This is a genomic window from Streptomyces sp. NPDC047081 (assembly GCF_040643775.1).
GTDB lineage: Bacteria > Actinomycetota > Actinomycetes > Streptomycetales > Streptomycetaceae > Streptomyces.
The window spans coordinates 583597-608580 of sequence record NZ_JBEYUY010000001.1 but is presented as its reverse complement, the minus strand read 5'-3'; the positions used below and the strand labels follow the sequence as shown (position 1 = coordinate 608580).

19 protein-coding genes are annotated in these 24984 nt (G+C 70.6%); 14 read left to right on the top strand and 5 right to left on the bottom strand.

Going from position 1 to position 24984, the window contains the following annotated elements; all coding sequences use genetic code 11:
- The first annotated feature begins 9 nt into the window (after nt 1-9).
- Nucleotides 10-369, top strand: a complete 360-nt coding sequence (locus tag ABZ848_RS02755) for an SsgA family sporulation/cell division regulator (protein WP_360824083.1) — start codon at nt 10-12, stop codon at nt 367-369.
- Nucleotides 370-636: 267 nt separating this feature from the next.
- On the opposite strand, the gene ABZ848_RS02750 is transcribed toward ABZ848_RS02755, so the two are convergent.
- From ABZ848_RS02750 to ABZ848_RS02740, 3 genes are all read right to left on the bottom strand, one after another.
- Nucleotides 637-2310, bottom strand: a complete 1674-nt coding sequence (locus ABZ848_RS02750) for a penicillin-binding transpeptidase domain-containing protein (protein WP_360824080.1) — start codon at nt 2308-2310, stop codon at nt 637-639.
- 95 nt (nt 2311-2405) lie between these two features.
- Nucleotides 2406-4034 (bottom strand): penicillin-binding transpeptidase domain-containing protein, encoded by a 1629-nt coding sequence (locus ABZ848_RS02745; RefSeq protein ID WP_360824077.1) that lies wholly within the window; start codon nt 4032-4034, stop codon nt 2406-2408.
- 88 nt (nt 4035-4122) lie between these two features.
- Nucleotides 4123-5862, bottom strand: coding sequence for a phospholipid carrier-dependent glycosyltransferase (locus ABZ848_RS02740; protein WP_360824074.1), 1740 nt, complete (start codon nt 5860-5862; stop codon nt 4123-4125).
- 96 nt (nt 5863-5958) lie between these two features.
- Here ABZ848_RS02740 and rsmI point away from each other — a divergent pair, with 96 nt between their 5' ends.
- The 13 genes from rsmI (at nt 5959) to ABZ848_RS02675 (ending at nt 22779) form a co-directional block, all read left to right on the top strand.
- Nucleotides 5959-6819, top strand: a complete 861-nt coding sequence (rsmI, locus tag ABZ848_RS02735) for a 16S rRNA (cytidine(1402)-2'-O)-methyltransferase (protein ID WP_242765667.1) — start codon at nt 5959-5961, stop codon at nt 6817-6819.
- 245 nt (nt 6820-7064) lie between these two features.
- On the top strand, nt 7065-7514 hold the full coding sequence (locus ABZ848_RS02730) for a hypothetical protein (RefSeq protein ID WP_360824071.1): 450 nt from the start codon (nt 7065-7067) through the stop codon (nt 7512-7514).
- A 37-nt stretch (nt 7515-7551) separates the two neighbouring features.
- A complete protein-coding gene (locus tag ABZ848_RS02725; RefSeq protein WP_360824068.1) occupies nt 7552-8433 on the top strand; it encodes a TatD family hydrolase in 882 nt (293 codons plus the stop codon).
- A 116-nt stretch (nt 8434-8549) separates the two neighbouring features.
- A complete protein-coding gene (locus ABZ848_RS02720) occupies nt 8550-9941 on the top strand; it encodes a ubiquitin-like domain-containing protein (protein ID WP_360824065.1) in 1392 nt (463 codons plus the stop codon).
- Nucleotides 9942-10018: 77 nt separating this feature from the next.
- Nucleotides 10019-10936: a 16S rRNA (adenine(1518)-N(6)/adenine(1519)-N(6))-dimethyltransferase RsmA gene (gene rsmA / locus ABZ848_RS02715; protein ID WP_360824062.1), complete on the top strand. Its 918-nt coding sequence runs from the start codon at nt 10019-10021 to the stop codon at nt 10934-10936.
- A complete protein-coding gene (locus ABZ848_RS02710) occupies nt 10933-11832 on the top strand; it encodes a 4-(cytidine 5'-diphospho)-2-C-methyl-D-erythritol kinase (protein WP_360824060.1) in 900 nt (299 codons plus the stop codon). The genes rsmA and ABZ848_RS02710 overlap by 4 nt, the downstream gene beginning before the upstream one ends.
- A 188-nt stretch (nt 11833-12020) precedes the next feature.
- Entirely contained in the window at nt 12021-12800 is a 780-nt protein-coding gene (locus ABZ848_RS02705) for an MHYT domain-containing protein (RefSeq protein WP_360824057.1), read from the top strand.
- A gap of 210 nt (nt 12801-13010) precedes the next feature.
- Nucleotides 13011-14912 (top strand): nitrate- and nitrite sensing domain-containing protein, encoded by a 1902-nt coding sequence (locus ABZ848_RS02700; RefSeq protein ID WP_360824054.1) that lies wholly within the window; start codon nt 13011-13013, stop codon nt 14910-14912.
- Nucleotides 14913-15089: 177 nt separating this feature from the next.
- Entirely contained in the window at nt 15090-16184 is a 1095-nt protein-coding gene (locus ABZ848_RS02695) for an N-acetylmuramoyl-L-alanine amidase (protein ID WP_360824051.1), read from the top strand.
- A 99-nt stretch (nt 16185-16283) separates the two neighbouring features.
- Nucleotides 16284-18095 carry an ABC-F family ATP-binding cassette domain-containing protein gene (locus ABZ848_RS02690; RefSeq protein ID WP_360824048.1) on the top strand — a complete coding sequence of 604 codons (1812 nt, stop codon included), beginning with the start codon at nt 16284-16286 and terminating at the stop codon, nt 18093-18095.
- 149 nt (nt 18096-18244) lie between these two features.
- Nucleotides 18245-19963: a PQQ-binding-like beta-propeller repeat protein gene (locus ABZ848_RS02685; protein ID WP_360824045.1), complete on the top strand. Its 1719-nt coding sequence runs from the start codon at nt 18245-18247 to the stop codon at nt 19961-19963.
- A 42-nt stretch (nt 19964-20005) separates the two neighbouring features.
- Nucleotides 20006-21817, top strand: a complete 1812-nt coding sequence (locus ABZ848_RS02680) for a PQQ-binding-like beta-propeller repeat protein (protein WP_360824042.1) — start codon at nt 20006-20008, stop codon at nt 21815-21817.
- A 278-nt stretch (nt 21818-22095) separates the two neighbouring features.
- Nucleotides 22096-22779, top strand: a complete 684-nt coding sequence (locus ABZ848_RS02675) for a response regulator transcription factor (protein WP_242765684.1) — start codon at nt 22096-22098, stop codon at nt 22777-22779.
- A gap of 100 nt (nt 22780-22879) precedes the next feature.
- Here ABZ848_RS02675 and ABZ848_RS02670 read toward each other — a convergent pair whose 3' ends face one another.
- Both ABZ848_RS02670 and ABZ848_RS02665 read right to left on the bottom strand, forming a co-directional pair.
- Entirely contained in the window at nt 22880-23185 is a 306-nt protein-coding gene (locus tag ABZ848_RS02670) for a hypothetical protein (RefSeq protein ID WP_360824039.1), read from the bottom strand.
- Between the two features lie 29 nt (nt 23186-23214).
- Nucleotides 23215-24894, bottom strand: a complete 1680-nt coding sequence (locus tag ABZ848_RS02665) for a sodium:solute symporter family protein (protein ID WP_360824036.1) — start codon at nt 24892-24894, stop codon at nt 23215-23217.
- Nucleotides 24895-24984: the final 90 nt, after the last annotated feature.

Below are 24984 nucleotides of genomic sequence, written 5' to 3'. Positions count from 1 at the left end.
GGTCGTCCGATGTCTGTAGTCGAACAGTACGCGCGAGCCCATATCGTCACGGACGCGGACGAAAAGGTGCAGGAAGAGCGAGGGGCCGTACCGGTGGTGCTGCGGTACGACCCCGAGGCGGACCCGCGTTCGGTGCGGGTCGGGCTGCCCGGCACCGACGAGTGGACCTTCGCCCGCTCCCTGCTGGAACAGGGGCTGCGGGCCCCGGCCGGCAGCGGAGAGGTCCGAGTTTGGCCGTGCGGCCGGGTACAGGCCGTGGTCGAGTTCCACTCCGCGCACGGCGTCTCGGTCGTGCAGTTCGAGACGAAGACCCTCATGAGGTTCCTGCGGCGGACCTATCTGGCCACCGCGGAACCCGTACGGCGCTAGGGCCTGTCCGGCGGATCATGCCGCGGACGCGGGGCTTGGCACGCCCTCCCCCAGAGGGGGTACCCCCAGCGGCGTTGTCGTCGGTTGCCGACGTCCCCCAGCCTTCGGCCGGGAGGTGCCCCCACCGCGTCGACGCCCTCCTCCGCCTTGCAGCTTGGGGGTACCTCCCACGCCCTTAAGGCAGTGGGGGAGCACCAAGCCCCGCTCAGCTGCGCCGATGAGTCACCGTCGCTTTCCCGCGGCCTGATCCGCCGGACAGGCCCTAGCTCAGCCGCCCAGCTTCAGCAGGGCCGCCACGATCGGTCCGGCCGTGTCGCCGCCGTGTCCGCCCGCCTGGACCACGCCCGCCGCGGTGAGGTCGCCGCAGTACGCGGTGAACCAGCCGTTCGGCTTCTTCTGCCCGTCGACCTCGGCCGAGCCCGTCTTGGCGCCGCAGCCCGACATGCCGGCCATCGCCTTGGCGGCCGTACCGTACGAGGCCGTGTAGGACATGACCTCCTTCAGCTCGGCCTGGGTCTGCGAGGACATCGTGCGGGAGGCCTTCGCCAGCGTGCGGTGGTCCACCGACGGGTCGACCAGGTACGGCTGGTGGAAGGCGCCCGAGGCCACCGTCGCCGACACCGACGCCATGTTCAGCGGGTTCATGCGCACCCCGCCCTGGCCGATCAGCGAGGCGCCCATCTGCGCGCCGCTCTGCACCGGGATGGAGCCGTCGAAGGTCGGCACGCCGATGGCCCAGTTGTTCATGCCCAGGCCGTAGACCTGCTGGGCCTCCTCGGTGAGGTCGCTGTCGGACAGCTTCGGCGCGAAGTTGATGAAGGCGTTGTTGCAGGACGCCCCGAACGCCACCTTGAAGGTGCCCTGCTTGATCTCGGAGTCGTCGTCGTTGTGGAAGGTCCAGCCCGCGAGCTTGTACGTCTTGGGGCAGGGGTGCGACTCGTCGGGGTGGATCAGGTCCTTCTCGAACAGCATCGTCGAGGTCACGACCTTCATCGTGGAGCCGGGGGCGAGGGAGCCCTGGAAGGCCACGTTGAAGCTGGGGTTGTGGTTGGCGACGGCCAGGATCTCGCCGGTCGAGGCGCGCATCATGACGACCGACGACTTGTCCTGCGCGGCGACCTGCTTCTCGGCCGCGGCCTGGTAGACCGGGCTCAGGGTCGTGTTCACCTTGCCGGGCGTGCCCTTGGTCAGCGTCAGCAGCGTCTTGTCGGACAGCTTCGCCTTCTGCGAGGCCTTTCCTCGTACGACGTCCAGCTCGACGCCCGCCTTGCCGCCGGCGATCTTGCCGTACTTCTCGCGCAGACCGTCCAGCACGGGCCCCAGCGAGGGGTACTTGGCGGCCGTCAGCTCGCCGCCGTGACGGTCGTACGCCTTGATGGGCGGGGTGCCGGACTCGCCGGTGACCAGGGTGTCGCCGTCCTTGAGGTCCGGGTGGACGACGGCGGAGTGCCAGTCGACGAGCGGCTTGCCGTCGGCCTTGTTGCGCACGACCGTCAGCGAACTCTCGTACGCGATGGGCTTCTTGGTGCCCTTGTAGGAGACCGTGCCCTTGACGGAGAAGGGGACCTTGTCGCCGGTGCGGGTGCCGGGCGTGACCGTGACGCCCGTGATGTGGGCGTCCTTGGTGTAGCCGGTGAGCAGGGCGGTGGCCGCCGTCGTGTCGTTCGTGACGGCGGCGGCCTGCGCGACCTTGCCGGTCTGCCAGCCGGTGAGGAACTTCGTGGCCGTCGTCTGCACCTCGGCCGCCGACAGCGGCCCGGTCTTGACGGCCTTGTGGTCGGCCGAGGCGGACGAGCCCGTCGCCCGGTCGTCCGCCGCGGCCCCGCCGCCCCACAGCGCGTAGACGCCGATACCGGCCCCGCCGACGACCACGGCGATCATCCCGCCGATCACGGCGGGCTTGGTCTTCCGTCGCTCGGCGACGCGCCTTCTGTTGCCCACGGCTTCCGTTCCTTTACGAATTCCCCAGGGTCCCCGTCGCCCTCATGCATCCCAACGACGGCAACAGCCTAGAGTCCCGTCCTGTACGGGTGACTTCAGGAGCCACTCCGTAGCACAGCTGCGACAATCGGACCCGCCGCGTCCACACCGTGGCCGCCGTCCTGGGTCATGGCGGCCGCCGCGATGTCGTTGCGGTATCCGGTGAACCAGCTGTTGGACTTGGCCTGACCGTCGACCTCCGCGGAACCAGTCTTCGCGCCGATGCTGCCGCTCAGCCCGGCCATCACCCCGGCCGCGGTGCCGCTGGTGGCGGTGCGGTTCATCATGGCGCGCAGCTGCGCGACCGTCCCCGAGGACAGGCCCCGGGCGGTGGCGAGCGCGCGGTCGTCGAGCTTCGGGGAGACGATGACCGGCTGCCGGAAGGTGCCGGTGATCGCGGTCGCCGTCACCGACGCCATGTTCAGCGGGCTCATCTGCACCTGGCCCTGGCCGATCAGGTTGGCCGCGGTGTCCGGGCCGCCGGAGGCCGGGACCGAGCCGTCGAAGGACGGGATGCCGGTCTTCCAGTTGTCCCGCCCGAGCCCGAAGCGGTCCTCGGCCTCCTTGGTCAGGGAGTCGACCTTGACCTCGTCGGCGTACTTCACGAAGGCCGTGTTGCAGGAGCGCGCGAAGCTGTCGGCGAGGGTCGCGTTCTCGTTCGGCTCCAGGCCCTTGAGGTTGGTGAAGGTCTGGCTCTGCCACACCGCGCTCGGCGGGCAGGGCGCGGGGCCGTTCATGCTGATGATGCCGTTGTCGATGAACGTGGCCGCGCTGAGGATCTTCATCGTGGAGCCGGGCGCGAGGCGGCCCAGGAAGGCCGCGTTGAAGGCGTCCGCGCGGTGGTTGGCGACGGCCAGGACCTCGCCGGTGCTGGGCTTGACGGCGACCACGGACGACTCGGCGTACTTCTTCACCGCGGTCTCGGCCGCCGCCTGCGCGCTCGCGCTCAGCGTGGTCCGCAGCTTGCCGGCCTTCCCCTCGGCGAGCGTCAGCAGCGAGGTGTCGGCCACCCCCTCCGCCTCGTGCCGGATCGACAGCTCGACCCCGGGCGTACCGCCCGCGGAATCGCCGTACTTGGCGCGCAGCTCGTCCAGGATCGGGCCCAGCGACGGGTACTTGTCCTTGGTCAGTACGACGCCGTTGCGATCGACGGCCTCGATCGGCGGGTCCGCCGCCTCACCCGTGACCAGGGTGTCGCCCGTCTTCAGCTGCGGATGGACGACCGAGGGCTGCCAGTCGACCAGCGCCCGCCCGGTGGTCTTCCCGCGCACCACGGTCAGTTCGCTCTTGTAGGACAGGGGCTTGGACGTCCCCTCGTACGACACCGTCGCCTTGACCGTGAACGGCACGGTCGCGCCGGTGGCCGCGCCCGGCGTGATCCTCACGTCCTTGATGTGCGCGCTCTCGCCGTAGGCCGTCAGCAGCGGCTCGGCGCCGGCGTCGTTGTTCGTGTACGTCGCCGCCTCGGCCGCGTCCCCCTTGGCCCAGGCCGTCAGGAACTTCGTCGACGCCTGCTCGATCTCGTCCTTGCTCGGCGGCCCGGTCTTCACGGACGCCGAGCCGCCCGCCCCCGAGCCCCCGTCGTCGTTCAGCGCGGACACGATGTTGAAGGCGCCGTACCCCGCGCCCCCCACCATCACGGCGAACACACTGCCTATGACGGCGGCCTTGACCCCCTTGCCCATGAAGGGCCCCCTCCCCGTTCCCCTGTCGGTCCTCGCACTGTATGTGGCCCGAGGGGGAGCTGTGAGGGGTGTTTCCTTTTACTGTCCGCTATACCCAGGTATCCAGCCACATACGTGAACGCCAGTCATCGATCGGGATCGCGGTGCCGGTGTACAGCGGCCAGAAGTAGATGAAGTTCCAGGCGATCAGGAGGACCAGGACGCCCGCGCCCGTCGCGCCGGCCACCCGGCGGGTGTCGCTCGCGCCCGGGGGGCCGATGATCGCGCCGAGCAGCATCGCGACCGCCAGGCACAGGAACGGCACGAAGACGACGGCGTAGAAGAAGAAGATCGTGCGCTCCTGGTACATGAACCAGGGGAGGTAGCCGGCCGCGACGCCGCAGGCGATGGCGCCGGCCCGCCAGTCGCGGCGGAACAGCCACCGCCACAGCACGTACAGGATCGCGAAGCAGGCCGCCCACCACAGCAGCGGCGTGCCGATCGCGAGAACCTCGCGGGCGCACTTGCCGCCGGCGTTCGCGGGGCAGCCGTCCGTGCCGGGCGAGGGGGACTCGTAGAAGTACGAGACCGGGCGGCCGTCGACGATCCAGCTCCACGGGTTGGACATGTACGTGTGCGGCGAGGACAGGCCGACGTGGAACTTGTAGACCTCGTGCTCGTAGTGCCACAGGCTGCGCACCCAGTCCGGCAGGAAGGTCCAGTCGCCGCCCTTGCCGTCGGTCACCGCCCAGTTGCGGAAGTAGCCGCCGGAGCCGTCGGTCGGCGAGAGGATCCAGCCGATCCAGGAGACGAGATACGTGACGATCGCGACCGGGACCATGGCCAGGAAGGCGATCCCCGTGTCCCGCTTGAGGACCGCGCTGTACGGGTGCCGCGCGCCCGCCACCCTGCGGGAGCCGACGTCCCAGAGGACGGCCATCACGCAGAACGCGGCCAGGATGTACAGGCCGTTCCACTTGGTGCCGATCGCGAGGCCGAGCATGAGGCCCGCCAGCCAGCGCCAGGGGCGCCGGCCGAGGCGCGTCTCCTCCGCCGCGTACGGATCCGGGCGCACCTGCCCGTCCGGGCCGACCGGGAGCGCGGCGGCGAGTTTCTCGCGCGCCCTGTCCCGGTCGACGACCAGGCAGCCGAACGCGGCCAGCACGAAGAACATCAGCACCCCGTCGAGCAGCGAGGTGCGGCTCATCACGAACTCCAGCCCGTCCACCGCCATCAGCGCGCCCGCGAGACAGCCGAGGAACGTGGAGCGGAACAGGCGGCGGCCGATCCGGCACAGCAGCAGCACCGACAGCGTGCCGAGCAGCGCGGTCATGAACCGCCAGCCGAACGGGTTGAACCCGAACATCAGCTCGCCGAGCCCGATCACGTACTTGCCCACCGGCGGGTGCACGACGTACGCCGCGTCCGCCGGGATCGTGACGTGCCCGTTCGTGGACAGGATCAGGTCGTTGGCGTTCTTGTCCCAGTTGACCTCGAAGCCGCGGTGGACGAGCGCCCAGGCGTCCTTGGCGTAGTACGTCTCGTCGAATATCACCGCCTTCGGGCTGCCCAGATGCCAGAACCGCATCACGCCCGCCATCAGCGTCACCAGCAGCGGACCGCCCCAGCCGGACCAGCGCGTGATCCGCTCGGCCAGCGCCCGCGGCACGCCCAGCACCTGCCACAGCCGCGGGCTGGGCTGCACGAACGGCGGCACCAGGCGCTCACGGACGTCGCTTCTGGGCTCGGCCGCGTATCCGAAACGGCGCAGCCGCTGCTGCCACGACGGCCGCTGGTCTTCGGGTGCCTGGCCTTGCCGGGTGTCCGGGGAGGACGCGGTACTGGTCACCGCGCCATCGTAGGGAACCGTTCTGTGTGAGTCCCGTGCATGCGCGGTAAGGGTTCGAATGCGTTCACCCCTGTCGGCCCCTGGGAGGATGGGGGCGTGACCGGAACCCTCGTGCTCGCAGGCACCCCCATCGGCGACATCGCGGACGCGCCGCCCCGGCTGGCCCAGGAGCTGGCCGCGGCGGACGTCGTGGCCGCCGAGGACACCCGCCGCCTCAGGCGCCTGACGCAGGCGCTCGGGGTCACCCCCAAGGGGCGCGTGGTGTCGTACTTCGAGGGGAACGAGGCCGCCCGTACGCCCGAGCTCGTCGAGGAACTCGTCGGCGGCGCGCGCGTGCTGCTCGTCACCGACGCCGGCATGCCGTCCGTCTCCGACCCCGGCTACCGGCTGGTCGCCGCCGCCGTCGAGAAGGACGTCCGCGTCACCGCCGTACCCGGACCGTCCGCCGTGCTGACCGCGCTCGCGCTGTCCGGGCTGCCCGTCGACCGGTTCTGCTTCGAGGGGTTCCTGCCGCGCAAGGCGGGCGAGCGGCTGACCCGGCTGCGCGAGGTCGCCGAGGAGCGGCGCACGCTCGTCTACTTCGAGGCCCCGCACCGGCTCGACGACACCCTCGCCGCGATGGCCGAGGTGTTCGGCGGCGACCGGCGCGCGGCCGTCTGCCGCGAGCTGACCAAGACGTACGAGGAGGTCAGGCGCGGTCCGCTGGAGGAGCTCGCGGCGTGGGCGGCGGAGGGTGTGCGCGGGGAGATCACGGTGGTCGTGGAGGGGGCGCCCGAGAGGGGCGCGCACGCCGTGAGTGCGGAGGAGCTCGTGCGCCGTGTGCGCGTGCGCGAGGAGGCGGGCGAGCGCCGCAAGGAGGCCATCGCGGCGGTCGCGGCGGATGCCGGGCTGCCCAAGAGGGAGGTTTTCGACGCGGTTGTGGCCGCGAAGAACGCCGCTTCCGCGAGCGGTTCCTGAGGTCTTCGTGAACTCCGCCACACCCCCTCTGAGCAGGGCGCATCTCTGCTGAGCGCGCGCCCCACGGGCAGGCAAAGGGCTGTCGTGAAAAGCAAAGCCCTGACCGATGCGGAGGGCCGGTATGGCAAGGAAAGTCCAAATCGGCTCCAACAGTCGACAGACCTGATGCATCAGCCCCCGCTCGCGCGTCTTACTGGGTGAAGGGACGCACCCGTCCCTTGGTCCAGCAGATCAGAGGAGCTGGCATGAGCGAGATCGCAGGGCAGCAGACCGGCCTCCGCAGTGCGGCGACCGCAGTCGTGCACGAGTCGTATTCCTTCGCCTGCATGCGCTGCGGGCACGGCTGGGAGCAGTCGTACGAGATTGAGCACCACACGGACGCCGAGGGCCACGAGTTCGTGATGTACGTCGCGGGCGGCCAGGTCGTCCCCTCCCCGCTGTCCAAGCCGACGTGCCAGAACTGCGACGCCCATGTCGTACGGATCATGCGGCCCGGGCAGGTCTCGTCGGTCCGCGAGGCCGCGCACCGCCACCAGCACAAGGCGCCGAAGGCCGGGCCCGTCGAGGTGCCGCAGCCGGCGGCCGAGGGCGCCGGGGCCGGTGCCGACGGTTCGGTCGGGGAAGTCGTGGAGCGCCACCACTGGCACCTCTCCGACCTCCTGCACCCCTTCCAGTCCCACCGCAAGGCCAGCTGACGGCTTCGGCTGCATGCCCCTTTCGTAGGATCGGGGCATGCCTTCGAAAGAGTCCGAGAAGAACGCGGCACCGCCGCTCCCGGAGCCCCTCCGGGTGCCCGTCGCCGACTCCCACACCCACCTCGACATGCAGTCCGGCACGGTGGAGGAGGGACTCGCGAAGGCCGCGTCCGTGGGTGTGACCACGGTCGTGCAGGTCGGCTGCGACATACGCGGCTCGCGCTGGGCCGCCGAGACGGCCGCCGCCTTCGAGAGCGTCCACGCGACCGTCGCCCTGCACCCGAACGAGGCCCCGCGCATCGTCCACGGCGATCCCGATGGCTGGTCCCGGCAGGGCGCGCGGGAACCAGGGGGCGCGGGGGCGCTCGACGAGGCGCTCGCCGAGATCGACCTCCTCGCCGCACTCCCGCAGGTCAAGGGCGTCGGCGAGACCGGCCTCGACTACTTCCGCACCGGACCCGAGGGCAAGGAGGCGCAGGAGGCCTCCTTCCGCGCCCACATCGAGATGGCCAAACGGCACGGCAAGGCGCTCGTCATCCACGACCGCGACGCCCACGCCGACGTGCTGCGCGTGCTGAAGGAGGAGGGCGCCCCCGAGCGCACCGTCTTCCACTGCTACTCCGGCGACGCCGAGATGGCCGAGCTCTGCGCCCGCGCCGGATACTTCATGTCCTTCGCCGGCAACGTCACCTTCAAGAACGCCCAGAACCTCCGGGACGCCGTCGCCGTGGCCCCTCTGGAGCTGCTCCTGGTGGAGACCGACGCGCCCTTCCTGACGCCCGCGCCGTACCGCGGACGGCCCAACGCCCCGTATCTCGTTCCGGTCACGGTGCGTGCGATGGCCGCCGTGCGCGGCATCGACGAGGACGCGCTGGCGACGGCCCTTGCCTCGAACACCGCCCGCGCCTTCGATTACTGACCCATAACGCACGACTGTGCGTAGCCGTGCCGCTTTGGAGAGTGACGGCCGCTCCGCTAGGTTCTGGGACCCGATCCGGACCCCTCTGGACCCCACGGCCCCTGGAGCGTGTCGGCGTGAGCAGTTCCCAGTACGAGACGTACGAGGCGTACGGCCCGAACGCGTACCCGCCACCACCGGCCCCCGACGGCTTCGACGTGCACAGCGCGCAGACGCTGGTGTCGGGGGAGCTGGGGGGCACGGGGGCGTACGGCGACACCTACGCGCCCGCATATGAGGCGCGCGGCGCTGTTGAGGGGGCGCTTCCTCGGCAGGCGGGGCGTGAAGTGGGGGAGGGGGCGCGTGAGGAAGGTGTGGGCGCCGGAGTGGGGCGGCGGGGTGCGCGCCGGCGGCGTGCGCGATACGCCGAGCGCTCGGACAGCACCGTGCGCCGCCTGCTGCCCCAGGCGCTGGTCGTCGCCTTCCTGGCCGGCGGCACCACCGCGTTCGTCGCCAAGGACAAGGCCGTCGAGCTGAGCGTCGACGGCAAGCCGCGCACCCTGCACACCTTCGCCGACGACGTGACCGAGCTGCTCGCGCAGCAGGGCATCGACGTGGGGGCGCACGACGTGGTCGCGCCCGCCCCCGGCACGGCGCTCGCCAGCGGCGACGAGGTCGCGGTGCGGTACGGGCGCCCCGTGCGGCTCACGCTGGACGGCACCCGGCGCGAGGTGTGGACGACGGCGCACACCGTGCAGGGGGCGCTCGATCAGCTGGGGGTGCGTGCGGAGGGCGCGTACATGTCCGTCTCGCGCTCCCAGCCCATCGGACGCGCCGGGCTCGCGCTCGACGTGCGCACCGAGCGGGCGGTGACGGTCATGGCCGACGGGCGGGCCAGCACCGTGCGGACGAACGCGGCGACGGTCCGGGAAGTCGTAGAGGAGGCCGGCGTGACCCTGCGCGGCGAGGACACGACGTCCGTGCCCGGCGACAGCTTCCCCCGGGACGGGCAGACGGTGACCGTGCTGCGCGTGACCGGGTCCGAGGAGGTCCGGGAGGAGGCGATCCCGTTCAGGGTGGAGCGCAGGGACGACCCCTCGCTCTTCAAGGGCACGGAGGTCGTCGAGCAGGCCGGGCAGCCGGGGGTGCGGCGAGTGACGTACGCGCTGCGCACCGTGAACGGCGTCAAGCAGAAGCCGCGGAAGACCGACTCCGAGGTGGTGCGGGAGCCGCGCACGCAGGTGGTGCGGGTGGGGACGAAGCCGCTCCCGACCTCGGTCCAGGGCGCGGACGGCCTGAACTGGCACGGGCTCGCGGCGTGCGAGTCGGGCGGCCGTCCGAACGCGGTCGACCCGTCGGGGACGTACGGCGGCCTCTACCAGTTCGACACCCGCACCTGGCACAGCCTCGGCGGCAGCGGCCGCCCACAGGACGCGACTGCGGCGGAACAGACGTTCCGAGCGAAGAAGCTGTACGTGCGACGCGGGGCCAGTCCCTGGCCGCACTGCGGGGCGCGGCTGCACGGGTGAGGGGCACCCGGCCACGGGTGAGAGGCGCGCGACCGCACGGGTGAGGGGCGCCGACCAGGGCCCCGTACCCTTGTCCCGTGAGCAGCAGCCCCGTCCCAGACGCCCTTCTCGGGCCCGCCGACGTCCGTGAACTCGCGGCCGTGCTCGGTGTGCGCCCCACCAAGCAGCGTGGTCAGAACTTCGTGATCGACGCCAACACGGTCCGGCGGATCGTGCGGACCGCCGAGGTCCGGTCGGACGACGTGGTCGTGGAGGTCGGGCCGGGGCTCGGGTCGCTCACCCTCGCGCTCCTGGAGGCCGCCGACCGCGTCACCGCCGTGGAGATCGACGACGTGCTGGCCGGCGCGCTGCCCGCGACCATCGCGGCGCGGATGCCCGAGCGGGCCGGGCGTTTCGCGCTGGTGCACTCCGACGCGATGCACGTCACCGAGCTGCCGGGCCCGCCCCCGACCGCGCTCGTCGCGAACCTGCCGTACAACGTCGCCGTACCCGTCCTGCTCCACATGCTCGACACCTTCCCGAGCATCGAGCGCACCCTCGTCATGGTCCAGGCCGAGGTCGCCGACCGGCTCGCCGCGGCGCCCGGTTCGAAGGTGTACGGCGTCCCGTCCGTGAAGGCCAACTGGTACGCCGAGGTCAAGCGGGCCGGCGCGATCGGGCGCAACGTGTTCTGGCCCGCGCCGAACGTCGACAGCGGGCTCGTCGCGCTCACCCGCCGGGCCGAGCCGATCAAGACCACCGCGTCGAAGCGTGAGGTGTTCGCCGTGGTCGACGCGGCCTTCGCCCAGCGCCGCAAGACCCTGCGCGCCGCCCTGTCCGGCTGGGCCGGCTCGGCCGCGGCGGCGGAGCAGGCGCTGGTCGCGGCCGGGGTGTCCCCGCAGGCGCGCGGGGAGTCGCTCACGGTCGAGGAGTTCGCCCGCATCGCGGAGTGCGCCAAGTCCCAGGACACCGACACCGACACCGACACCGACACCAAGGAGCCCGGTCACCAGTGAGCGTCACCGTTCGCGTTCCCGCCAAGGTCAATGTCCAGCTCGCGGTGGGTGCCGCGCGGGCCGACGGGTTCCACGACCTGGCCAATGTCTTTCTCGCGGTGGGTCTTTACGACGAGGTGACGGTGACGCCCGCCGAGGAGCTCCGTGTCACCTGCGAGGGCCCGGACGCGGCCGAGGTGCCGCTGGACCGTACGAACCTCGCCGCCCGGGCCGCCGTCGCGCTCGCCGAGCGGCGCGGCATCGAACCCGCCGTGCACATCCACATCGCCAAGGACATCCCGGTCGCCGGCGGTATGGCGGGCGGCAGCGCGGACGGCGCGGGCGCGCTGCTGGCCTGCAACACGCTGTGGCAGGCCGGTGCCTCCCGGGCCGAACTGCTCGCGATCTGCGCCGAGTTGGGCAGCGACGTGCCGTTCAGCCTGGTCGGCGGCGCGGCACTCGGCACCGGCCGGGGCGAGAGGCTGACGGCGCTGGAGGTCGGCGGCACCTTCCACTGGGTGTTCGCGATGGCGGACCGCGGACTGTCCACGCCGGCCGTGTTCCGCGAGTTCGACCGGCTGGCGGAGGGGCTCGACATCCCCGAGCCCGTCGCCTCGCAGGAGTTGCTGGGGGCCCTCGCGAAGGGCGACCCCGACGCGCTCGCCGCCGCCGTCTCCAACGACCTGCAGCCCGCGGCCCTTTCGCTCTTCCCCGAACTCGCCGACACCCTCGCCGCGGGCCGCACCGCCGGCGCCCTCGCCGCGCTGGTCTCCGGCTCGGGCCCGACGACCGCGTTCCTGGTGCGGGACGCCGAGTCGGCGGTCAAGGTCGCGGAGGCGCTGGGGAGTTCGGGTACGTGCCGGAAGGTCCGTACGGCGGCGGCGCCGGCGCCCGGTGCGACGGTCATGGTGGGCTGACAGTTCCCTGACAGGCTCCTGACCTGCATAAATATGCAGAAGAGGTGTTACCCACGCCACAGTGATTTAATGTTCAGCATTCTGCCGCATGATCCCTTTCGCCCTCTCTTGTTCCAGAGGAACGGCTGGCATGATCAGCCGACCCCGGCCCCCCTGTTACCGGTGGTACCTCCGAGAGGAATCCCCCCATGGGACACATGGATCACTTCAGCGCGGGATGGGTCACTCCCGTCCTGTCCTATGTGATGGCCTGCGTCGGCTCGGCGCTCGGCCTGCGCTGCACCGTCAGGGCACTCGAGGCGGACGGCGCCTCCAAACGGAACTGGCTGACCCTCGCCTCCGTCGCCATCGGCTCCGGCATCTGGACCATGCACTTCATCGCCATGATGGGCTTCAGCGTCGAGGGCACGCCCATCCGTTACGACGTCCCGCTCACCGTGGTCAGCCTGCTGATGTCCGTCGGCGTGGTCGCGGCCGGCGTCTTCGTCGCCGGGTACGGGCGCTCGCGCGTGACCTCGGTCGTGTTCGGCGGGCTCGGTACAGGAGTCGGCGTCGCGGCGATGCACTACACCGGCATGGCCGCGCTGAATCTGCACGGCGAGGTCAACTACGACCCGGCTCTTGTCACCGCCTCCGTCGTCATCGCGGTCGTCGCCGCGACCGCCGCGCTGACGCTCACGCTGATCGTTCGCGGGCCTGTGCTCGCTGCTGCCGCCGCGCTGGTGATGGGGCTCGCGGTGAGCAGCATGCACTACACGGCGATGTATGCGGTGAGCATCGTGATCTCGCCCAGCAGTGCGGGGTTGCCGGGGGCGACGCCGACTGAGTTCATCTTTCCGTTGGCCGTCGTGCTGGGGTCGTTCCTGTTCCTGGCTGCCGCGTACGTCGCGCTTTCGCCTACTGGTAAGCGTCATGAGTCGGCTGTCGCTGCGGAGTTGCTGCGCGAAGTCGAGCTGACGACCGCGTAGCGCTCCCATGTGAGTGCCGCGTCATGTCTTTCGGCGGCTGCGGGCCTGTTGTGGCTGGTCGCGCAGTTCCCCGCGCCCCTGAAGGGGCGCTTCTGTCCCGCCCCTTGAAGAGGTTCCCCCATGCGTGTTCTGCGCGCGTCCGGTCGGCTGCGGCCCAGATCGGTTCGAGCCAAGATCGTGTCCCTGCTCATGCTGCCCATCGTGTCCCTCATGGCACTGTGGGGATTCGCCGCCGTGACCACCGCCTCCAGCATCGGTGACACCGAGCGGGCCAAGGACGTCAACTCCGAACTCCTCACCCCGGTCGGCGACTTCGTCACCGCCATGCAGGCCGAGCGGACCGCCGCCCTGCGGCATGCCGCCGCGCCGGGCGCCTTCGCGACGGCCCGGAAGGCCACCGACAAGGCCGCCGCCGCGCTTCTCGACGGCATCAACTCCACCAGTTCCGACGCCGCTCTCATCAACGGGAGCCTGCCGAAACGTATCGCCAAGCTGAAGGCGGGCGCGGAAGGGCTGGCGCAGCTGCGGGCCGAGGTGACCGCGAAGAACGCGGCGCCGGCGACGGCGTACTCCGACTACTCGACGGTCGTCGAGGACGCCTTCCTGGTGACCGGCGGGCTCAGCGGGGACCGCGGGACCGACGCGGCCTCCGAGGCGCGCGTGGTGCTGGAGCTCGCGCGGGCGCGTGAGGCGCTCGCACAGGAGCAGGCGCTTCTGGGGGGCGCGCAGGCGCGCGGGACCTTGTCACAGGCGCAGTACGCGCAGTTCGTGGGCGCCGTCGCGACCCAGCGTGAGCTGCTGGAGCCGGCGGTCGCCGATCTCAAGTCCGCGCACCGGGCGGCGTACCGGGAGGTCCTGGACGGTGCCGGGTACGCGCGCGTGCAGGCCGTGGAGAACCGGGTGCGCAGTGCCGGGCCGGGGGCCTCGGCCGTCTCCGCCGGTTTCCTGACGGGCTGGGACAAGGCGGTCTCCGAGGTCGTCGACCGGCTGACGGTGGCCGAGACCCAGGCCGGTACGGGTGCCACGGCCAAGGCGAATCCTTTCGGCTGGGACACGCTGGGCGCGTCCGGCATCGCCGTCGTGCTCGGTCTGGTCGGTGTGCTGCTCTCGCTGCTGGTCTCCGTCCTCGTCGGGCGCGGGCTCATCGTCGAGCTGCTCGACCTGCGCAACGACGCCCTGGAGGTGGCCGGGCGCCGGCTCCCGCAGGCCATGCGCAAGCTGCACGCCGGACAGGGCGTCGACATCGACGCCGAAGCGCCCATGCGCCGGCTCGTCGGCGACGAACTCGCCCAGGTGGGCACCGCGTTGACCGCCGTCCAGCGGGCCGCGCTCAAGGCCGCCTCCGAGCGCGCGGAGCTGCTCAGCGGCATCTCCGGGGTGTACGTCAGCCTCGCGCGCCGCAGCCAGGTGCTGCTGCACCGCCAGCTCGACCTCCTGGAGGGCATGCAGCAGCGCCAGCAGGACCCGGCCGAGCTGCACGACCTGTACCGCGTCGACTACCTCGCGACCCGGATGCGCCGTCACTCCGAGAGCCTGCTCATCCTGTCCGGCATCGCGCCCGGCCGCGGCTGGCGCGACCCGATCGCGCTCGCCGACGTGCTGCGGGCCGCCGTCGCCGAGATCGAGAACGCGCCGCGCGTGCAGATCTGGGCGGTGCCGAAGGTGTCCGTGGTCGGCGGGTCCGTCGCCGATGTGATCCATCTCCTTGCCGAACTGGTGGAGAACGCGGCCGCGTTCTCCCCGCCGAGCACCAAGGTGCAGCTGCGGGCGGCCCGGATGCGCGACGGCGTGCTCATCGAGGTGGAGGACAGCGGCTTCGGCATGAACGAGGACGCCCTCGCCGAGGCCAACCGCAAGATCCAGTCCGACAAGGTCGACCTCCTGGACGCCAAGCAGATCGGCCTGTTCGTGGTCAACCGGCTGCGCGAGCGGCAGGGGCTGCGCGTCGAGCTGCGGTCGTCCCCGAACGGCGGTGTCACCGCGGCGGTGCTGATCCCGGAGAACCTCACGCGCGACGACATGCCGGTGGGCGAAGGGGCTGTCGGCGGACGGGGCTTGGCGCCCGCGGCCGCGCTGATCCCGCAGCAGCGCTACGGCGGGGCCGGGGCGTGACGGCGTAGTCGATCTTCGCCCGATCTCCACACGGATGTACTGCGACGGCAGTACGGACGGGGCGGGTGGGGCGGATAGGGTCCGTTGATACTTCAAGCGCCTGCTGTCGCGCGGATGTCTCGCTGTTGTCTCCGCGCACGCGCGCGTACGTCCTCTGCACTGCCGAAGGATCAACCCGTGTCCGAACCCCCCACCCCCACCCACCGCAGGAAGCGGTCCCTGTCCCGTCGTGGCGTGATCGGTGCCGCCGCGGCCGTGGCCGGCGCGGCCGCCGTGACCCCGGCGGTCTTCGCGGCCACCGACTCCGGCACGTCGGACTCCGCGGACTCCGGTACGAAGCCGGAGCAGTTCCCCACCACCCGCACCGACGCCGCGACCGGCGCCGGCACGGCCACCACCTCCTTCGCGGCCTCCTATGTCGGCGTCCGCTGGAGCGGCGCGGCCGACGGCGCCGGGATCCGCTTCCCGTCCGACACCTCCTGGCGGTCGCTGGGCGGCGGCTGCGCGAGCGTGGACGGCGGCGGTACGGCACTGGTCGCGGCCGGTTCCGCGACGGCGTACGAGCTGAAGGCGCCGGACGGGGCGACGGCCGTGCGCTCGCTGGCGATCGACACCACCGGCGGCCCGGACCGCACCTTCAAGGTGCCGAGCGAGCCCACGCGCGTGCGTGGCGTGCGTTATCTGTCCCGGCCGGCCTGGGGCGCCGACGAGTCGAAGCGGTACAAGGACGGCCAGGTCAACTCGCCGGAGAAGTACTACGCGTTGCAGTCGATCACCGTCCACCACACGGACACGCCCAACGGCGACCCGGACCCGGCGGCGACCGTCCGCGCGATCTACGAGTACCACGCGGTCACCCTGGACTGGGGCGACATCGGCTACCACTTCCTGATCGACGAGGCCGGCAACGTCTACGAGGGCCGCTACTCCGGCGACGACGGCATCCCCGCCTTCGACCCCGACGGCAACCTGGTCACCGCCTTCCACACCGCCGGCTTCAACTCCGGCAACCTCGGCATCGCCCTGATCGGGACCCTCGTCGACCAGGCCCCGACCGACGCGGCCAAGGCCTCGCTCACCCGCCTCATCAAGGTCATCGCCCGCTTCAATGGCCTCGACCCGCAGGCGAAGATCACCTACACCAACCCCGTCAACGGCGTCACCAAGGACGTCACCACGGTCGGCGGCCACCGCGACTGGCTCCAGACCGACTGCCCCGGCCAGACGATGTACGACCTCCTGACCGAGGTCCGGGCAGCCGCTTCCAGCTGACCTTTTCCAGTTGTCCACAGGCCTGACCTGCACGGGATCGGTCACCGACCGGCGCGCATTACGCTGGGAGGCTGATCGATCCCCCTGGGCAGGAGAGAAATGGCCGTCAACCTGGTCAATGTCGAGAACGTCAGCAAGGTGTACGGCACCCGTGCGCTGCTGGACGGTGTCTCGCTCGGCGTCTCCGAGGGCGATCGCATCGGCGTCGTGGGCCGTAACGGCGACGGCAAGACCACCCTCATCCGGATGCTGGCCAAGCAGGAGGAGACCGACACCGGCCGGGTCACCCACTCCGGCGGACTGCGCCTCGGCGTCCTCACCCAGCACGACTCCCTTGACCCGACGGCGACCGTGCGCCACGAGGTCATCCGGGACATGGCCGACCACGAGTGGGCGGGCAACGCCAAGGTCCGCGATGTGCTGACGGGACTGTTCGGCGGTCTCGACCTGCCCGGCTTCCCGCAGGGCCTCGACACGGTCATCGCGCCCCTCTCCGGCGGCGAACGGCGCCGTATCGCGCTCGCCAAGCTGCTCATCGAGGAGCAGGACCTGATCGTCCTCGACGAGCCGACGAACCACCTCGACGTCGAGGGCATCGCCTGGCTGGCCGGGCATCTGCGCGAGCGCCGCTCCGCGCTCGTCTGCGTGACGCACGACCGCTGGTTCCTCGACCAGGTGTGCACGCGCATGTGGGACGTGCAGAAGGGCGCCGTCTACGAGTACGAGGGCGGCTACTCCGACTACGTCTTCGCGCGTGCCGAGCGCGAGCGGATCGCCGCGACCGAGGAGGTCAAGCGGCAGAACCTCGTCCGCAAGGAGCTGGCCTGGCTGCGCCGCGGCGCACCCGCGCGTACCTCGAAGCCGCGCTTCCGGGTCGAGGCCGCCAACGAGCTGATCAAGGACGTACCGCCGCCCCGGGACAGCAGCGAGCTGATGAAGTTCGCCTCCTCGCGGCTCGGCAAGACGGTCTTCGACCTGGAGGACGTCACCGTCCAGGCCGGCCCCAAGGTGCTGCTCAAGCACGTCACCTGGCAGCTCGGCCCCGGCGACCGCATCGGCCTGGTCGGTGTGAACGGCGCGGGCAAGACCTCCCTGCTGCGGGCGATGGCCGAGGCTGCGCGCACCGAGGGCGAGACCCAGCCCGTCGGCGGCCGGGTCAACGTCGGCAAGACCGTCAAGCTCGCCTACCTCTCCCAGGAGGTCGCCGAGCTGAACCCGAACACGCGCGTGCTGGAAGCCGTCCAGCAGGTGCGCGAGCGCGTCGACCTCGGCAAGGGGCGGGAGATGACCGCCGGGCAGCTGTGCGAGACGTTCGGCTTCAACAAGGAGAAGCAGTGGACGCCGGTCGGTGACCTCTCGGGTGGTGAGCGCCGCCGCCTCCAGCTGCTGCGCCTCCTCATGGACGAGCCCAACGTGCTCTTCCTCGACGAGCCCACCAACGACCTCGACATCGAGACCCTGACCCAGCTGGAGGACGTCCTCGACGGCTGGCCCGGCTCGATGATCGTCATCTCCCACGACCGGTTCTTCGTCGAGCGCACCACGGACCGGGTGTTCGCGCTCCTGGGCGACGCCACGCTGCGGATGCTGCCGCGCGGGATCGACGAGTACCTGGAGCGGCGCAAGCGCATGGAGGAGGCGGTGGCGGCCTCGGCGCCCGTCGCGGAGAAGGCCGCCGCCGACACCTCACAGCGCAGCGCCGCCGACCAGCGTGCCGCGAAGAAGGAACTGCAGAAGATCGAGCGGCAGTTGGACAAGGTCTCCGAGCGGGAGACCAAGCTGCACGCGCAGATCGCCGAGAACGCCACGGACTTCGCGAAGGTGGCCGAACTGGACGCCGAGCTGCGGGACTTGGCAGGTCAGCGGGACGAGCTGGAGCTGCGCTGGCTGGAGTTGGCCGAAGACGCGTGAAGGACGCGTGAGCGCGCGTAACGAGGGCATCACGGGCCGGTCGTCCCTTGGGAACAGGGGACGAACCGGCCCCCTGCGTTGTCAGTGACAGGTGATACAAAGGTCCGTCTGATGGCTAGAAATCAGTGACTGAACGGGGGAACGCGCTGATGACCCAGCCGCCCAACCAGCCGCCGCAGGGCGGCTTCGGACCACCACCGGACCAGCCACAACAGGGTGCATTCGGCGCCCCGCCGCCACCCCCGTACGCCCCGCAGCCCGGCCAACAGCCCGGCCGGCCAGGTCAGTACGGCCAACAACCGGGTCCGTACGGCCAGCAGCCAGGCCCCTACGCCCAGCCCGGCCCGTACGGGCAGCCGCAGCAGCCGGGGCCCTACGGCGCCCAGCCCGGCTACGCCTACCCGCCGCAGCCCCAGTACCCCGGCGCGCCCGGCACCCCGCCGCCCGGCGGCTCCAGGAAGAAGCCGGTCCTGATCGTCGCCGCGGTCGTCGCCGCGCTGGCCGTCATCGGCGGCACCGTCTTCGCCCTGAGCAGCGGGGGAGACGGCGACAAGAAGCCGGTCGCCGGGCAGAGCGACGACGCGAAGGACTCGGCATCCCCCGACCCGACCGGCTCCACCGACGGGAACGGCGGCGGTACCGACCCGGACGGCTACAACGACGGCCGCCAGAGCGGCGAGGACAAGGTCCTCTGGTACAAGTCGCCGCCGGACGCGCCCGGTTCCGGCGCCGACGCGCCCGGCATGTGGATCACCGACAAGACGGCGGTGAAGGCGGCGTACAAGCAGGTCTTCGCCTACGCCGTGGGCGACGGCGAGACGGCCTGGGGCCCGATCGCCTTCCCGCAGAAGATCTGCGCGGTCACCCCGCAGAAGTCGGCCGACGACAAGGTCGTGGTGGCGTACGAGAGCGGCACCAGCAGCCGCGCCCGCTGCAACAAGCTCCAGCAGCTCGACCTGAACACCGGCGCGAAGGGCTGGAGCGGCACGCTCCCCGAGGGCGCGCTGTTCGACGGCACCGTCACGCTCTCGCTGTCCATCACCGGCAAGACCGTGATGGCGGGCCGCGCGCAGTCCGGCGTGGCCTATGACGTCGACAGCGGCAAGAAGCTGTTCGAGAAGACGAAGTACGGCGACGCCTGCTTCCCGACCGCGTTCGCGGGCGGCGGCCGGCTGATCTCCGTCGCGTCCTGCCAGGCAGGCGAGGCGAGCGCGCACGACGAGATCCAGGAGCTCGACCCCACGACCGGCAGGACCAAGTGGACGCAGAAGTTCGACAAGGGCTGGTCCGTCGCGCGGACCTTCTCCGTCGACCCGCTCGTCGTCTACAGCACGAACGAGGACAAGAAGGCCTGGAACATCTCCGCCTTCACCGCCACCGGGAAGTTCCGCTCGCAGGTCTCCTTCGACGAGGACTTCGCGCCCGAGTGCGGCTGGGCGATCCTCTCGCGCGACCTGCAGGGCTGCGAGGGCGTGGCCGCCGACTCCACGACCCTCTACCTGCCGACGAAGGCCACCACCGGGCCGAACGAGATCGTCGCGATCAACCTCGCCAACGGCAAGGAGAAGTGGCGCGTCAAGTCACCGGCGGACGAGTCGATGCTGCCGATGCGGGTCGAGGGCGGCAAGCTCGTCGCCTACGTCGAGCCGTCGTACGACGCGGGCGGCCAGGTCGTCTCCATCGCGACCGGCGGCTCGACGCACAAGCCCGTGACGCTGCTGCGGAATCCGCAGTCCACCGCGAGCCTGGAGAGCGGCTTCTACTCCAAGGCCTTCGACTGGGTCGACGGACGCTTCTTCATCTCCTCCACCCGGCTGAGCGGCAGCGACGACTCCAAGGCGAAGCTGATCCTCGCCTACGGCAAGTAGCCCCTCCCCACCCCCGCGCCCGCTCACAGAGGTACCCACACCATGACCCAGCCCCCACCCCCACCACCCAACCAGCCTCCGCAGCAAGGGGGTTTCGGCCCGCCGCAGCCACCCGCCCCCCAGCCGGGCTACGGCGCCCCCCAGCCGCCCGCACAGCCGGGCTACGGCTACCCGCAGGCACCCCAGCCGTCCCAGGCTCCCCAAGCTCCCCCGGGGCCGCCGCAGGCCCCGCAGCAGCCGTACGGGCAGCCGGGTGCGTACGGCCAGCCCGTGCCGCCCCCCGCCCCGCCCTACGGTCAGCCCACGCCCCCGTACGGCCAGCCGCCCAACCCCTATGCCCAGCAGCCGGGTTACGGCTACCCGCCGGGTGCCGTCACACCGCCGTACCCGCAGCCCGGTCAGCCCACCGGCCGCAAGGTCAACACACCGCTGATCGTCGCCCTCTCCGCGATCGTCGCCGTAGCACTCGTCGTCGGCGGCATCTGGTACGCCAAGTCCGGTGACGGGGACGGGAACAAGAAGGACGACACCGCGAGCACCACCGGCGGTACCGGCGGCACGGAGGACGCCGGAGGCAGTGGCGGCGTCGACGGCAAGGGCCAGGAGAAGGTGCCCGCCGACACCAACGCCCAGCTGTCGTTCACGCTCCCCGTGCCCAAGGTCACCGACACCACCGTGGTCGACGGCTCTTGGCTCACCGACAAGGCGTACATCAAGAGCGGTGTCGCCGAGATCAACGCGTACGACCCCGACAAGGGCACCAAGCTGTGGACGATCAAGCTGCCCGGCCCGGTCTGCACGGTCAGTGAGCACACCACCGACGACGGGAAGGCCGCGGTCGTCTTCCAGCCGAAGATGCCCCCCAAGGGCAGTTCGGCGGGCTGCAGCCAGGTCGCCGCGATCGACCTGGACGCCGGAAAGAAGCTGTGGACCAAGTCGGTCGACTCCGACGGCAGCCTGCTGACGTATGGCAATGTCACCGTCAGCGCGAACACGGTCGCCGCCGGCGGCACCAGCGGAGGCGTCGCCTTCGACCTGACCAGCGGCAAGCAGCTGTGGGCGCCGAAGCCCAGCGACAGCTGCTACGACGCCGGTTACGCGGGCGGCGAGAAGCTGGTCGCCGTCCTCAAGTGCGGCGACTACGGCGAGCGCGTGCTGCACATCCAGACCATCGACCCGGAGTCCGGCGAGGTGATCTCGGAGTACAAGATGACCCAGGGCATCGAGTACGCCGCCATCGTGTCGACGGACCCGCTGGTCGTCGCCGCCGACGCGGGCGACAGCGCGGGCGACGGCAGCGAGATCTCGGACTTCTACTCCGTCGACAACAAGACCGGCAAGCTGATCACCCGCATCTCGGCGCCCGGCAAGCAGTACGCGGCCCGCTGCGACGCGATCTCCAGGATCGAGTACTGCACGGGCGTCGCGGTCGGCAACGGCCGCCTGTACGTGCCGACCGAGGAGCACGACGGCTCCAAGTCGTACAGCCGGACCAACGAGATCGTCGCCTTCGACCTCGCCACCGGCAAGCAGACCGGCCAGCGCGCCGACGCGGGCGACGGCTACACGATCACCCCGCTGCGCATGGACGCCGGCAACGTGATCGCGTACAAGCGGCCGCCGTACGACAAGGGCGGCCAGATCGTCAGCATCGACGGCGGCTCCTTCAAGGAGACCAAGCTGCTGGAGAACCCGGCCTCGGGCACCGCGCGCGAGGCGGAGACCTCGATGTCGCCGGACTACTCGGAGATCCTCTACGCGCAGGGCCACCTGTACATGGCGGGGGAGTTCGCCGACAAGGGCTCCACCTACGGGAAGAAGTACCTGGCACTGGCGTTCGGTACCGGCGACTGAACCACTGCGCGCCGTCCGCGGCCCCGCCCCTGCTCAGGGGCGGGGCCGTGCGCGTACCACCCATCAAACTCGAATGCGAGGAAACCAAGATATGCAAGATATTCCGCCGATCCGGGGCACTTCTCACCGGTAGGGGGAGCGCAACGTCGAACAAGCGTGTAGCTTCCGGGGGCATGAAGAGCGGGGGAGCCGGGAGGGGGCTCCTGTCCGCGCGGACCAGTGGGCATCCATAGTGGGGCATCCGTGGGGATCCATTGGGGGGACTGGGGGGTTGCTCGATGGGAGTTCGGCTCATGGTGGTCGACGACCACCGACTGCTCGCCGAGGCGCTGGCCTCGGCGTTGAAGCTGCGCGGGCACCGGGTGCTCGCCGCGGCCGCGCCCGCCGCGGGCGCGGCGGAGCTGGTGATCACCCGTGCGCCGGAGGTGTGCCTGCTGGGTACGGCGACACCGGCCGAGCCGGGCATCTTCGACCCGGTGGTGAAGATCAAGCGGGAGCGTCCGCAGGTGGCGGTCCTGGTGCTTGGCCCGGTGCCGAGCCCCCGGGGCATCGCGGCGGCCTTCGCGGCGGGCGCCTCCGGCTATGTACGCCATGACGAGCGCATCGAGGGCGTGGAACGAGCGATCATGAAGGCGAGGGCCGGAGAGGCGGCGGTGGCCCCCCAGCTCCTCCAGGGCGCCTTCAGCGAACTCCTCAACCCCGCCGCCCAGCCCGACGACGAGGGCCAGCGCCTCCTCCAGATGCTCACCCCGAGGGAAGTGGAGGTCCTGGTCAGAGTCGCGGACGGCGAGGACACCCGCCTGATAGCAGCAGGCATGGGCATCGCCCCCAGCACGGCCCGCACGCACGTCCAGAGGGTCCTGATGAAGCTGGGGGTGGGTTCCCGCCTGGAGGCAGCGGCCTTGGCGGCGAGGACAGGCCTGCTGGACAGGGCGGGCCCGGTGAATTCCGCCCCGGAGTAACGCCCCAGGGGCGCGGGGCTGTACCGATATGCGGCTCCGCCGCGTGGGCGCGACCAGCCCCCACGACCCGCACCCGGCACACGACCGAAAACCAACGGCGCTACTCCGCCCCCTCCTCCTCCACCGGAGGAAGCGGCGGCGGAGTAGGCCGGAGCTTCAGCCACACCAGGAAGAAGATGCCCAGCAACAGCATCCCCAGCCCGGTCCACAGATTGATGTTGACGCCCTGCGCCTTGTCGATCGCCGCCTGGTCGTCCACCAGCCCCGTGATCCCGACGATCAACCCGTACAGCACGAACAGCCCGCCGATGATGCGCCGCAGATCGAAGATGCGCGCGGCGGTCGCGGACTTCTGCTGGAGTTCGCTGACCTCACGCTGGACATCGCGCTCGGAATAGTCGGACATGGTCTCGTCACCTCTCTTTCAGTGTGCGATCAGAACGAGAACGGGATGTAGCAGGCCGCCGCGATGACCACCGCGCCCCAACCCAGCAGCGCCGGCCTGCGGTACCACGCGTCGTCGCCCTCCCCGGGCGGCTCCTCCATGCCGGGTGACCGGGTGCCGTACACCAGGCCCTGCAGTTCCTCCGCCGGCTTCGGCTTGGTGAAGAGGGAGACGATCACCATGACCACCGCGCCCGCCACGAACCCGGCGATCGCGGAGACGAAGTTCGCGCCCTGGTCGGAGGGGATGCTGATGATGTCCTTCTTGTAGAGGACGAAGTAGTTGACCATCGCCGTGACCGTGCCGGCGAGCAGCCCCCAGAAGCCGGACTTCGTGGACGCCCGCTTCCAGAACATGCCGACGATGAAGACCACGAACATCGGCACGTTGAAGAAGGAGAACAGCGTCTGGAGGTAGCTCATGATGTTCGAGAAGGACGAGGCGAGGAACGCCGTGCCGACCGACGCCGCGACGCCGATCACCGTGATCAGGCGCCCGAAGCGGACGTAGTACTCGTCCTCCCGCCCCTTCACCACGTACCGGCCCCAGATGTCGTTCGTGAACACCGTGTTGAAGGACGAGACGTTGGCCGCCATACCGGCCATGAAGGCCGCGAGCAGGCCGGTCACCGCGATGCCCAGCACGCCGTTCGGCAGCAGCTGTTCCATCAGGTAGGGAATCGCGTCGTTGTACTGCAGGTCGGACCCGGAGGTCCCGATCTTCGGCACCAGCGCGGCCGCGACCAGCCCCGGGATCATCACCAGGAAGACGATGAAGATCTTCGGGTACGCGGCGATCAGCGGCGTCCGCTGCCCGGCCGAGAGGTTCTTCGCGGACAGCGCCCGCTGCACCTCGGCGAAGTTCGTCGTCCAGTACCCGAAGGACAGCACGAAGCCGAGCCCCAGCACGATGGTCAGCCAGTTCGCGCCCAGCGGGTTGTCGCTGCCGATGCCGGTGCCGCCCCACGCGGTGGTGAAGTTGGAGCCGTGGGTCGCGGTGAGCTTGTCGGTCAGGCCGCCCCAGCCGCCCACCTTCTTCAGGCCCAGCACGACGATCGGGATGAGGGCGGCCAGGATCACGAAGAACTGGAGCACCTCGTTGTAGATCGCCGAGGAGAGACCGCCGAGGGTGATGTACGCGAGCACGAAGGCGCCGGCGACCAGGATCGCCACCCACTGCGGCCAGCCGAGCAGCGCCTCGACCACGATGGCGAGGGCGTACAGGTTCACACCGGCGATCAGAACAGCCGCGAAGGCGAACAGGATCGAACTCAGCAGGTGTGCCCACTTGTCGAAGCGCAGCAGCAGCATCTCGGGCACCGAGCGCACCTTGCTGCCGTAGTAGAACGGCATCATCACCAGGCCGAGGAAGACCATGGCCGGGATGGCGCCGATCCAGTACCAGTGCACGGTGTACGCGCCGTACTGCGCGCTGTTGGCCGCCATGCCCAGGATCTCGGTGGCGGCCAGGTTGGCGGAGATGAACGCCAGACCGGTGATCCAGGCGGGCAGTGAGCGCCCGGAGAGGAAGAAGTCGAGGCTCGTCTTCACGGATCTGCGGGCGGCGAAGCCGATGCCCAGGACGACGGCGAAGTAGATGCCGAGGATCGTGTAGTCGAGCCCGTTCGTGGGGAGGCGGAGCTCGGCGGCCAGGTATGGGGGGATATGCACCTGGTTATTCAACACGTCAGCTGGTGTCCTTTGTTTGATTGCGACGTTGACGCTGGTGGTGCGTTGTGTTTCGATGTGTTCGGTTCTGTT